The organism is Diaphorobacter ruginosibacter (assembly GCF_014395975.1).
GTDB lineage: Bacteria > Pseudomonadota > Gammaproteobacteria > Burkholderiales > Burkholderiaceae_C > Diaphorobacter_A > Diaphorobacter_A ruginosibacter.
In genome coordinates this window covers 588,905-600,162 of the sequence record NZ_CP060714.1, presented here as the reverse complement: position 1 = coordinate 600,162, position 11,258 = coordinate 588,905, and the positions used below count along the sequence as shown (strand labels likewise).

At 60.9% G+C, this 11,258-nt stretch carries 11 protein-coding genes; all 11 read right to left on the bottom strand.

Annotation, left to right across the window (positions count from 1 at the left end):
- Positions 1-8 precede the first annotated feature (8 nt).
- A complete protein-coding gene (locus H9K76_RS02860) occupies positions 9-890 on the bottom strand; it encodes a peptidylprolyl isomerase (RefSeq protein ID WP_187598086.1) in 882 nt (293 codons plus the stop codon).
- A gap of 526 nt (positions 891-1,416) precedes the next feature.
- Positions 1,417-2,922 carry a cell surface protein gene (locus H9K76_RS02855; RefSeq protein WP_187598085.1) on the bottom strand — a complete coding sequence of 502 codons (1,506 nt, stop codon included), beginning with the start codon at positions 2,920-2,922 and terminating at the stop codon, positions 1,417-1,419.
- Between the two features lie 209 nt (positions 2,923-3,131).
- Positions 3,132-3,593 (bottom strand): hypothetical protein, encoded by a 462-nt coding sequence (locus tag H9K76_RS02850; RefSeq protein ID WP_187598084.1) that lies wholly within the window; start codon positions 3,591-3,593, stop codon positions 3,132-3,134.
- Between the two features lie 43 nt (positions 3,594-3,636).
- Positions 3,637-6,219, bottom strand: a complete 2,583-nt coding sequence (gene gspD, locus H9K76_RS02845) for a type II secretion system secretin GspD (protein ID WP_246475264.1) — start codon at positions 6,217-6,219, stop codon at positions 3,637-3,639.
- A 59-nt stretch (positions 6,220-6,278) separates the two neighbouring features.
- Positions 6,279-6,920: a hypothetical protein gene (locus tag H9K76_RS02840; RefSeq protein WP_187598083.1), complete on the bottom strand. Its 642-nt coding sequence runs from the start codon at positions 6,918-6,920 to the stop codon at positions 6,279-6,281.
- The gene (gene gspM / locus H9K76_RS02835) at positions 6,917-7,471 is read right to left on the bottom strand and encodes a type II secretion system protein GspM (protein ID WP_187598082.1); all 555 of its coding nucleotides are present in this window, start codon (positions 7,469-7,471) and stop codon (positions 6,917-6,919) included. Before gspM ends, H9K76_RS02840 begins: the two co-directional genes overlap by 4 nt.
- A complete protein-coding gene (locus H9K76_RS02830; RefSeq protein WP_187598081.1) occupies positions 7,468-8,784 on the bottom strand; it encodes a PilN domain-containing protein in 1,317 nt (438 codons plus the stop codon). The genes gspM and H9K76_RS02830 overlap by 4 nt, the downstream gene beginning before the upstream one ends.
- A 10-nt stretch (positions 8,785-8,794) precedes the next feature.
- Positions 8,795-9,475, bottom strand: coding sequence for a general secretion pathway protein GspK (locus H9K76_RS02825; protein WP_187598080.1), 681 nt, complete (start codon positions 9,473-9,475; stop codon positions 8,795-8,797).
- 172 nt (positions 9,476-9,647) lie between these two features.
- On the bottom strand, positions 9,648-10,412 hold the full coding sequence (locus H9K76_RS02820) for a prepilin-type N-terminal cleavage/methylation domain-containing protein (protein WP_187598079.1): 765 nt from the start codon (positions 10,410-10,412) through the stop codon (positions 9,648-9,650).
- A gap of 11 nt (positions 10,413-10,423) precedes the next feature.
- Complete coding sequence (locus tag H9K76_RS02815; RefSeq protein ID WP_187598078.1) at positions 10,424-10,846, bottom strand: type IV pilus modification PilV family protein; 423 nt, start codon at positions 10,844-10,846, stop codon at positions 10,424-10,426.
- Positions 10,843-11,256, bottom strand: a complete 414-nt coding sequence (locus H9K76_RS02810) for a GspH/FimT family pseudopilin (RefSeq protein WP_246475263.1) — start codon at positions 11,254-11,256, stop codon at positions 10,843-10,845. The genes H9K76_RS02815 and H9K76_RS02810 overlap by 4 nt, the downstream gene beginning before the upstream one ends.
- Positions 11,257-11,258 lie beyond the last annotated feature (2 nt).

Sequence of the window (11,258 nt, the reverse complement as noted above, 5' to 3'; positions counted from 1 at the left end):
CGTCAGGCTTACTTGGCGGCAGCTGCGCCCAAAGCCTTGATCGCCTCTTCGTTGATCTTGGCGTCCTTGATGAGGCCGTTGGTCATGGCCAAGCGCTTGTCGGTGACTAGGCGCTTGGACGCAGCCTCGCGCAAGCGCTCGCCTACTTCTTCATATGGGAGCACACGCGAAGGCTTGCGATCCTCCAGCTTGATGATGTGCCAGCCAAACTGCGTTTTCACCAAGTCGCTGACTTGGCCGTTGGTCTTCAATGCATCCATCGCCTTGCTGAATTCGGGAACATAGCGGGAGGCGGGTCCAAAGCCGAGATCACCTCCACTGGGAGCGCTACCGGCATCTTGCGAGTTGTCCTGAGCCAGTTTGGCAAAATCACTGCCACTCTTGATCTGCGCCAGCAGTTTCTCCGCCTTGGCCTTGGCTTCGGGCGTATCACCCTCGATCAGGATGTGCCGAACACGTGTTTCCTCGGGAAGAGTGAATGCCTTGGGATTGGCCTTGTATTCAGAGCGCGCATAGTCATCAATGGCCTTGGCATCCGGCTTGTTGGCTTCTTCAAACTGTGTGATCCGCGCATCGGACAGTGTCTTTTCGTCAGCCAATTTCTGGCGGGCCTTGACGATAGGCTGTGCAGCCAGGCCATTCTTCTGAGCCTCAAGTGCAAGCAAGCGACGAGCTGCGAGATTTTTCGCGGTTTGCGCTATGCCTTGCTCGCTCTGCAACATTTGCTTGCGCTGAGATTCGGGAGCTCCCACGGGAATGCTCGCCAGAATATCCTGATCCGTAATCTTAACGGAACCAACTTCAAGCACCACCACTGGGGCAGCAGCCCAAACACCAGCGGAAAAGCACAAGCCTACTGCAGCAGCAGCCCAATGACGAGAAAGATTCATAACCCTTGAGATCCTGTTTGAAAAATGTTCCAACATTGAGTGAAGTGCTTGGAACAAGCGGCCACCACTCAATATCAAGGCCAATTCACGCATTGATCGGGAATGGCCTGCAACATCGAAGTCAGCTTTATATCGCACACCGCAATAAGAAGCATGAAACACATTGCGTTTTGAGTACAGAGAGTTGACTCGCACGCATCTCGGTAGTTCCCAAGACCAAGGGCGAGATCAGTTTGCATTTGTTGGCTTGACAATCTCTCGGCGCTGAATCGTTGCTCATGCCAGATGCTACAGACACGGGCTTCTTCAGTTTCCGGGTAGCGCTGGACCATCTCATCAGACTATCGATCTATGCAAACCACGTCTCTAATGAGGCTGCGGAAGCGCGAACGCACTCATCACCGAACGCTCGATACAACCCTGCTGCTGCATGCACTCGAGTTTTTTACCCCCAGCACTCCACGATGAGCATAAAAAAGGCGGGGATAAATCCCCGCCTTCTTGGCTTACTTATCCGAACGTCAGATTACGGACGGATGAAGCGATGGCCCCAGGTCACGCTGAAGTTACCAGACGTGCCTTGGTCAACGGCTTGGTTGTAAGCGCTAGCGAATGCGCCGCCGATGATTGGCAGGCCAACGCCGGTAGCGCCAGGAGTTGCCAGATCAGCCCAACCGTTTTGGTACTTCGAGGAATCCACACCGCTCAGGGCCAGCTTGGCGCTCAGAACAGCAGACTTCGAGCTAGTAGCTTCTTCGCCGAAGGTCAGGATCGACACTTCACCGCAGAATGCCTTCTTTTCAGCAGGCGTACCGGGGGAGATCACGTCTTCGTTGGAAGCAACTTCGGTTTCTTCTTCACGGCCCCAGATTGTTGCGGAAGGATCGTTCACGCACAGAGCGTCACCGTTCTTCACAACGTTCTTGTTGGTGTCGAAGTGCAGAACGTTGGCTGTGTTTTGCAGAGCCTTGTCGTTCTTGTAGTCCATGGCCACAGCGTAGCGGCGGGTAGGCATGGAGAACACCCAGTCGGTGTTAGCCATGATGCCGTCGTCAGTCCAGAACTCGTTGATGACGTGAGTCGTAGCGATGGACTTGGCCAGGTCTTCAGCTTGCTTGCTTGGTGTAGCAGCACCATTCAGGTACGGCGTAGACATGTCAGGCAGGTCGTACATTGCGGCGGCAACAGCAGCAGCAGGCGTGTTCAGCACGGGATCGGCAGTGAACAGAGCCACGTTAGCTGCAGCAACTGGGTTGTTGGTTTGTGGGAAGTACACCACATTACCAGTGCCCAGTGTGCCGTCAGCCTTCACAGCCTGGATGGCCGTTGCGGAACCGGACCACGACAGAGCCTTAGGCACGTTCATGATCGTCCAGTTGCCCATCAGACCAGTCGTTGGGTTCACGAGACCCAGAAGAGCATAGTCAGCCTCGGCAGCCAGATCGTTCGACAGCTTGTTCCAAGCAGCCAGTTCTGCAGGAACAGCGGAATCCCAGCAAGGAGCCTTGCCGTTCTTGTGCTTGATCACGTTGTAGACGAGCGAGTCCTTAACGATGTCAGCCATGTTGAAAATTTCAACGTAGCCTTCCAGCGTCTCACCATTCTTGTCCACCTTGCCGCTGACGCGATCCGTGATGAATTCACGGTTCACGCTCTTAGGACGTGTGCAGCTGTTGTCTTCCGTAGTCAGGAACGACTTGCCAGCAGAATTCTGGCTGACGTTGGCGGTCCACACGTCGCCAGGCGACAGGAACACTTGGAAGTCGAACACGTCGTCAGAGTTCTTGGCGCCGCGGAAACGAACCTTGACAGCCTTACCGTTCACGGTGTCGGTGTTCACCAGCGACAGCAGAGTGGCATTGCCGTTCTGTGTGGTGAAGTAAGGAACCAGCAGCATATGGCCGATGCCTGTGTCACCGAAAGCCAGCTGGGTAGCAGTAGCTGCCGTACCCAGGGTTTGGATGGCATGTGCGCTACCAGCAAAGCCCACCACAGCGGTAGCAATGCTCAGAGCGAGAACATTCTTCTTCATAGAAACTCCAGTTGAAAAGTTGTTTGGCGCAACTAAGGTAGAGGTTGATTACGCCTTTTAATCCTAGCATAGCGGGGAGGCACTTTGCCTAGAGAATTCACCCCCTCCGCTTCGAGATGTTGGTTGGGTGCAACATTTACAGGTACTCGATACTCGTTTCCTCCATCAGTCACGCCAATTCAACCTGCAATCGGGCATGGGGCTCGGCTTCAGATTTTCTCGAAGTACCACCACTGCCCGTCTTCCAAAACCCACGTTTCGTCAACATAGGTCACGATTTCCTTAGGGAACTGCTGACGCATCATGATGGTTGCCGTCGCCGTGAGCTTGATCTGAGCATCACACTTGTCCGCCGTCGGGCAAGTTACCTTGTTGACTTCGCCCTTGAGAATACGCACATCCTTGCCGCGCAAGGTAACGAATTTCTCATAAGGAACCGTTCCTCGATAGCCTGGCGTATTGTATTTGTAGGCTTCAGTGAAGTCACGCTTCACCCAGGCTGCCCAGCGCGCGTTCGCGCGCTTCTCCACGACTTCCTCAGGGGTGCCCCCACCCAACGTGGCGCAACCAGCCAAAAGAGCAAGCGCGGCGCCCGCCGTGATCAACTTGGCAGAGCGCGCCCGTCGGCCCTGCTGCAAGGGGAGCGCCTGTGTTGCACTGCGATCTATCATGTTTATTTACTCCTGGATACAGAATGAGGTGAAATGCATCAAATTACTGAGGAGGTAGAGCCGAAATTGGCGTAGAAGTTCGCGCAGGCGCATCCTCCCGCTTCAACCCATCCGTATCCCGCAAGCCGCGCATGCGATCACGCAACTCATCGGACACTTCGCGAATATCGATGTCAGTACGAACGACCCGTGGCGAAATCACGACAAGCAGTTCAGTCCGATTGTTCGTCGTGCTTTGTGTCCCGAACAAGGCACCCACCACGGGAATGGAGGACAGGATCGGAACACCGTTCTTGGTCTTTGTCTCTGTATCCTTGATCAAACCTCCGAGCACGATGGCATCGCCCGAACGCACTGCCACCTTGCTGCTGATCTGGCGCTGCATGAAGATGGGTTGTTTCGTCGTCGCATCGGTTCCGCCCACATCCGTCAGCATCTGGTCGATCTGCATGGTCACCAGGTTGCCGGAATTCACGGACGGGGTCACCACCAGGTTCACACCGGTATCCTTGTATTGAACTGTACTGGTCGTGGCCGTATTGGTGGTCAGGTAGTTGGTCGTGCTGGTGTTGACCGGCTGCTGCTGCCCCACGGCGATCGTGGCCGTATGATTATCCAGCACCATCAGATTGGGGCTGGACACCACCTTCAGGTTGGTCTTGGTGGACAACGCCGACAACAGCGCACGCACCTTCCCTGCGGAGTTGGTCAGCGAATAGGTGAATGCCCCCGCTACTTGCAGGGCCCCATTCAGGCCTCTCGGATCCGTCGTGGTGCCGGTGGCATTCGGGTCTCCGCCGATGTAACCCTCACCAGCATAGGCATTGTTGCGACCAAGAGGACGCGGGTCGCTGAAGGCCCACTGCAGGCCATAGCTCAGGCCATCGCCCAATGTCACCTCGACGATTGACGCCTCGATCATCACCTGTGTCGGAGGAATGTCCAGGCGCTTGAGGGTGGCCTCGATCTTCTCGTACTCCGCCTTCGTCGACCAGATCAGGACCGAATTGTTGAGTTCGTCTGCCACTACACGGATCGAGCCGAAGCTCGCCGTGACAGAAATGGACGGTCGGTTGACATTGTTGCCGGTGTTGCGCAGGTTGAGGTTGTTCAAGCCTCCGGAGCCGAACCCGGATCCCGCGGACTGCCCGAATGGCGATCCACCGCCAAAGCCTCCGCCGTATGCACCACCACCGTAGCTGTTGTTGAAACCGCCAGCGCCGCCACCGAATGCATTGTTGTTGCCGAAATTGTTGTTGTTGAATCCCGTGTTTCCAGCCACCCCACCCTGGCCTGGTGCCACGCCGGTCGCACCGGTCGCGTTGCTGCCATTGTTGGCCTGGAAAGGATTCTGCATGCCACTGAAGATGCCGCTGAGCACGGTCGCCAGGTGACGTGAATTCACGTTCTGCACCTGGTAGATGAACAGTTGGGGCTCAGCACCGTTGTCGCTGGGCTGGTCCAGCTTCTCGATCCAGCGGCGTGCCTCCTCCAGATAGGAGGCGCGTGGCGTTACCACCAGAATGCTGTTGATGCGAGCAATGGGCAGGACCCGGATGGCACCATACAGCGGGAAGTTTTCACTGAGCGCCACGGCCGGAGCGCTGGCCGCAGCCGCTCCGGCGGCACCGCCGCCTCCCGGTGTTCCTGCCGATTGCCCCGCGGGACGCGGAGGAGGCGCGGCAGCGCCGCCCGCACCTGCCGCCCCGCTGTTGAGCAGTTGCAGCGCCGACTCCACCTCCTTGATCGAGGCATATTTGAGCGGGAAGATGCCGACGGTCATGCCCTTGAGCAGGTTCACGTCGAAGGTGCGGACCATGTCCATCCACCCTTCGGCCTGCGTGCGCGTGCCCTGCATCACCAGGACATTGCGCAGCGTGTCGACGCGGATGATCGCATCGCCCGGCACCATGGGCTTGAGGATGGTCGCCATCTCCGTCGCGCCGATGAACTCCAGCGGCACGATGACCACGCCATAGCCCGGCGGCATGACGTTCTTGCCACCCGCCACGCGGATGTTGGACACGATGCCCTTGAGCGCTTCCAGCTTGCCCACATGGTAGACACCGCGCGAATCGCGCCCCATGGCCAGGCCATTGGCCTGCAAGGCACTTTCCAGCAGCGACAGGCCATCGTCCGGAGAGATCGGGCCGCGCGTGGCAAGCGTCACGGTGCCGTTGATCGGCTGGTGCAGGATGTAGTCGACCTTGAGCACTTCACGCATGAAGACGCTGACCACGTCGATGATCGGAGCTTCCTCGAACTTGTAGCCACTGGCCGGCCCCTCGAGCGTCTTATAGGCCGCCGGGGGATTGATCATCTGATCGTCGCCGCGAATGATGCGAGGCTCGAAGCTTGCAGCATTGGCGGTATCCGCGGTATCCCCTGCGCCGTCCGCCTTGACTGCCTGAGTCGCCTTGGGAGTCACAGGAGCCGGAGCGGGCACCACCGCAGGCGCAGGAGTCTGTGCGGCAGCGGGGGGAGCCGCCGGTGCGGACACCACGGGAGCTGGTGCTGATGAGCGCCTCATGTGCCTGCCCGCGGCAGGGTCGGCGGCCGTTTGGGCCTGGAGCGATCCGGTCAGGGCCACCAGCAGGCTGGAAGCGATCAGTTGGCGCGAGTTCATGGATTTCAATCTGTTCATTGGCTTAGCTGTTGTGCGGACTTGCGTTGGAGACCACGTCTTCACCGACGACGCATAGTCCGCCGCCTCTCTTCCATCATTCTTTGAAGTTGTTCACTGCGTTGCTCTGGCGTTCCGGTCGGACCCGCAGCGCTGACGCCACTGGGGTTGGGCGCTGCACCCGGGGCACCCGCAACAGCCTTGGGCGGAGGCGCGGGCTTTGCCACGACCAACGTCAGCTTGCGCTCTTCACCATCCTTGGAGAAGACGGCATCGCGATCATCAATGCCCTTGAGCGTCCAGCTCCCCACCTTGCCATCGATCGACACGCGCTGGACCTTGCCGCCGATGCGGGCCAGCATGCCTGTGGGTGATCCTTCTCCACCATAGAGGCCGAAAAGATGGATATCTGCAAATGGATCCGGCTCTGCCGGCTTGTCATCCTTGGGCGGCGGGGGCGGTGGGGGCGGACGTCGATTGGGCGAGAACAAGGGTCGCTCCAGCGTGGCCACGAACAGGCTCACATCCACCTTCGACGCCGACACCGGCAACGGGTCTGCGAACTGGAGATCGGGGAAGATGGGCTCGGGCGGCGTCCAGACCGTGTTTCTGAGCGAACCATCCGGCCTGAGCCAAAGCGCTGCCAACCCCGCGGTCAGCGCAAGGATCAGGATGGCAAGAATACGTGTTGCGGGCTGTGTCATGCAGGTTTGCGGTGCAACACCGAGAGTTTGAGTTCAGCAGCAAGGCGCTGCGGCTTGTCCGCCGTCTGGCGCCCCGTGACCTGGATATTGATGCCGTCCACCAGGATCACCGGCGTGAGGCTGGGCAGTACCGCCAGAGCCGCCTGCAGGTGAATCAGTTCCCCCTCCGCACGGACCGAGAGGGAGATGCGCTCGAAACCCTGGTCCGTCTTGGTGGGCAGCACCTGGCTGCTGACGACAGCCATGCCGGCCGTGGTCAACACCGAGCGCACGCTCTGCTGAGCGGCATTGCCCGCCTGCGTGGCATCCATCTCATCGGGAAAAACAAAGGCAGAGATCCGCTCATTGACGACCTTCAGGCCACTATCGAGCTTGTCTTCGCTGCGCTGGATGCCCAGGATGCGGGCGAATCTCGGCTCGAGCTTGTCCAGTTGCGACTGCGCCTGTGCTGTCTTGTCGAGCAACCAGGCGCCGAGCATCAAGAATGGAATGAGCAGGACCACGACGGTCAATGCCATCAGGATCATGTCCTGACGCGAAAGCTGTTTCATCGCGCGCCTCCTGCTGCGGCCTTGTTGCTGGGTGATGACGCCGGCGGTGTCGCCGCCGATGCGGGCGTTGCGACGGGAGCCGCCGAGGATGCCGATGCCGACGCCGAAGAAGCAGGCGCTGCAGGCACGGCAGTCGCGCCGGACGCCGCACTTGCCGGAACCTGGGCTGCGGAGGCACCGGCAGCCGGAGCAAGCGCCGTGGCCACTGCGGCATCCCCGGCGGAGACGCCAAAATCGTCGGTCAGCAGGAATTCAATCTGAAAACTGTCCTTGAGCATGCCCGGGCGCCGCGTGGTGGCGGACAACGGCCGCACCTCACGCACCTGTGGAAGCGATCCAAGCTTCTGCATCAACCCGGCGGCATCCGATGAATCGCCGGCAATCATGACCTTGCGGCCTTCGAGCTGCAGTCGCTGCAGCACGGCGTCATCCGGCAAGGCATTGGTCAGCATCTGGATCACCTGCAGTGCATCGAGACGGTGGCCGATGATGTCGGCAAGGGCTTTCACCTCGCCTTCGGCCTTCATCAGCGCTTCGCGCTTGGCGAGTTGCGGTGCAGCGCGCTTGTCCAGCATTCCATAGGCGATATTGGCCTGCATGACACGCGCGCGCAGTTGCAGGTAGGGAGTGATCGCCATGGCCGCCATCAACAGGATCGCCACGGCAGCCAAACCGCCCACGAGCGTCCAATAGCGCCGCGCACTGGCGGCACGCGCCGACTCGCCATATCCCGAGACCAGCATGGCCGCATCCTTGCGGCCCGGAGCCAGCGCCCAGACTTCCGGCTGCCGACCGCCCTCGGCCACGTCCAACTGCGCCCCGAAATGCTGCGAGATCCGCTCGCGGGAGGCCACCACCATGTCCACGGCAACCACGTCCGGGCTCGGCACAGCGGCCTTGTTGTTGATGGCGTAGCCCCACGCCAGGTCGGACGAGCGGAACGGACTGCTGTTGGCAGCCTCCAGCCCGATGGCGCGCGACATGTGCTCGCCGTCCAGCGGCGGCATGAAAAGGCGCTTGCGCAGGACCATCTGCTCGGGCAACACCACCGCCTCGAAGGCTGGCCCCTTGCGCCGGGTGGATGCATCCGGTCCGTCGGACACCTTGCGAAAGCCGCGTGACCGTGCATCGGGCTCCCAGACAGATTCAGTCCCGACATCGCCCGCCGCCCCCCGCACACGGATGGCGGCGCCCGGTGCCAGCCACGACCATGACGGCGAACTGGCCAGCTTCACCCAAGGACTCTTGAGATCGCGCCACAGATTCCGCAGGTCGAGACCAAACAGCCTCAAATCGTCACTGGCAATAGGCATGCTTCAATTTCTATGTTGTAGGGGTCGATGCCAGCTCAACTCGGAAAGCGGCGTAAAAAACCCGCCATGGTAATCCGTCTTTTGCTGCGGGGCCAACCATGTACCGGCGGATGACAATGATCGCGCCCCCATCGGGCAACGGTACACGCGCGTTGAGTTCGACAACCTTGGAGGGAGAGCCGCTGTCGATGAAGGCGCCGTTCATGCCACTGGTGTCGGCGCCGATATTATCGCCAGCCCGCGATTGTAGGAAGGTGCCCACAGCGCCTTGATTACCGCCCGCAACAATATTGAGCACAATGGGGGGAGCCGCCTTCACATTCACCATGCCCGATCCACCCGCCTCGGTCGTGAGAGCGGGAGCCACACGGGAATAGAGCGCATAGTCCATGCCCGAGATGAGCATCAGGTCCTCCACGGCCTCGAAGCCCGGCGGCCGTCCCGAAGGACCGGGCTCACGTCGCATGGCCTCCACGGCGTTGGCCAGATTGGTCGCGGCGCCCTCATCCAGTCCGCCCGCATACTGGAATGCCGCCGCCAGCAGCGGCACCGGAGCGCGGTTCAGGTCGATGAGACCATTCATCGGAACCAGCCGGACCTGGACTTCCCGACCGGCGTAGGAAACAGGGGCTTCGACCAGCTTGTCGATGGGCTGGCCCGATGCCAGCATTTGCTGCAGCGCGATCTGCATCGCGCCTTCCCCACCGCCTGTGCCGCCACCGACTGCCGAGCCAGGCCCGCGGTGCGCAACTCGGCCCGCACGGTCAGCATGATGCCTCCGACCAACACGGTCAGCGCCGAAACCAGCCACAGCACGGCGATCAACGCAAACCCGTTCCGAGTGGAGCGCATGGGCATTCTCGTCATTGCGACCCTCCCCCAATCACGTCCTCACCGCTCAGCAGGCCCCCAGGGCGGCTGACCGGCAAGGGCCAGAGCGGCACGGCCCATTCGAGTGGCGAGCGCGAGCCGCGCTGGATGGCGATCACCACGCTGGCCGGCACGCGATCAGCATGGCCCCACGTGTCTTCCCATTCACTGTTGGCATCGATGTTCTGAGGACGATCGTTCTCGTAGCGCAATGCGATTCCGGTCACATCGGTCATGAGTACCTGGGAAGAAGCCGAACCCCAGTCCGGAAATTCCGGCTGGTCATTCCAGGGGGCATAGCGAATGACGAGCGCTCCGCCACCCTGCCCTGCAGATTCGACACCCAGGTGGAAATACGAACGACCACCGGCGCCATAGCGTGCCGGCAATACGCCCACCCAGGAGACCTGGTTGGGTGTGCCGCTGAACAGCACCGGCGGACCACCGGAGTCGCTTTGCGGCGCAGCGCCCATCGGCAGCGTGCTCTGCAGCGGCGTGCCACTCAGCGGTCGCGCCGAAATGCGGCCCAGAGCGCCGCGCACGAAGCGCTCCGCCACACGATCCTCGTCCTGCATTTCAAGGCGTGCATCCACGCGTTCGCTGCTCTGACCCGCGCTGCGCATGGCGGAGACCATCGCCAGCATGATGATGGAGAGAAGCACCATCACCACCAGCATTTCAAGCAGCGTGAAGCCACGGTAGGCTGCAACGGCGCTACGTGCACGCAGACGACGCACGGAATGGCGGGGAATCGACACGGCGGCGCTCATCACGGAGACCTCGGCCCGCGCTCGGGGCGCAAGGTCATCAAGACCAATTCCTTGGGCTCGCCACGCTCCTGCCAGCTCACCACCACCCGTACTTCATGCAGCTTGGGCGCCTGCGGACTGGTATTGCCTTCATCGAACGGACGTGTCTGGATGTTCCATGCCACGTCGCCGATCGCACCCGACTCGGCCAGTCCCGCGGGCGGTACACCGCTCACGCGCTCCAGTGCCGACTCCGCCACCGACGTGGCTTGTTGCCGCAGGTCCAGGTCACCGACGCTGCGCACGCTGGAGCCGGTGGCGCGATACAGCACGCCCAGCGAAATCGCCATGATGGCGAACGCCACCAGCAGTTCCAGCAGCGAGAAGCCACGGGCAGCGCGACGCGGATGGCGGCTGCCCAGGAAAGGAGGCCGCGTTGTCATCGCTGCACCGGCTCCTGTTCCACACGGCCCGAAAACCAGTCGGCGCGCACGCGCACTCCGCCGCCCGAAGCCATGCGCAGCACATCCACGCTGCCACCGCTCGCCCCTCCGGAGGGCAGGAAGCGGATCGCAAAGCGCGAACCCTTGGCCTCGTTGTTGGCCACGATGGCGCGCAGCTCCACGCTGTCGGGAATCCCGCGCCCCTTGCCACCTTCGATCCCGTATTGCTTCTGCTCGAGATCGACGGCAAAGGCGGTTTCCACCCCCGTGAGCACGGCCTGCTGCCGCGCGGCGCGCATCTCGGTGACCACACCACGCACCACGTCGCGGTACTCCATGGAAGATTTCATCCTGTCGTAGGCGGAAGGGGCGATCGACATGACCAAGGCCAGGATGGCAAATACCACCATGA

What these genes read in the sequence shown, in the direction of transcription:
- H9K76_RS02840 (WP_187598083.1), bottom strand. Translation starts at nt 6,920, where the DNA reads ATGACACAGCCCGCAACACGTATTCTTGCCATCCTGATCCTTGCGCTG.
- H9K76_RS02855 (WP_187598085.1), bottom strand. Translation starts at nt 2,922, where the DNA reads ATGAAGAAGAATGTTCTCGCTCTGAGCATTGCTACCGCTGTGGTGGGC.
- H9K76_RS02810 (WP_246475263.1), bottom strand. Translation starts at nt 11,256, where the DNA reads ATGGTGGTATTTGCCATCCTGGCCTTGGTCATGTCGATCGCCCCTTCC.
- H9K76_RS02815 (WP_187598078.1), bottom strand. Translation starts at nt 10,846, where the DNA reads ATGACAACGCGGCCTCCTTTCCTGGGCAGCCGCCATCCGCGTCGCGCT.
- H9K76_RS02850 (WP_187598084.1), bottom strand. Translation starts at nt 3,593, where the DNA reads ATGATAGATCGCAGTGCAACACAGGCGCTCCCCTTGCAGCAGGGCCGA.
- H9K76_RS02825 (WP_187598080.1), bottom strand. Translation starts at nt 9,475, where the DNA reads ATGCAGATCGCGCTGCAGCAAATGCTGGCATCGGGCCAGCCCATCGAC.
- H9K76_RS02830 (WP_187598081.1), bottom strand. Translation starts at nt 8,784, where the DNA reads ATGCCTATTGCCAGTGACGATTTGAGGCTGTTTGGTCTCGACCTGCGG.
- H9K76_RS02860 (WP_187598086.1), bottom strand. Translation starts at nt 890, where the DNA reads ATGAATCTTTCTCGTCATTGGGCTGCTGCTGCAGTAGGCTTGTGCTTT.
- gspD (WP_246475264.1), bottom strand. Translation starts at nt 6,219, where the DNA reads ATGAACTCGCGCCAACTGATCGCTTCCAGCCTGCTGGTGGCCCTGACC.
- gspM (WP_187598082.1), bottom strand. Translation starts at nt 7,471, where the DNA reads ATGAAACAGCTTTCGCGTCAGGACATGATCCTGATGGCATTGACCGTC.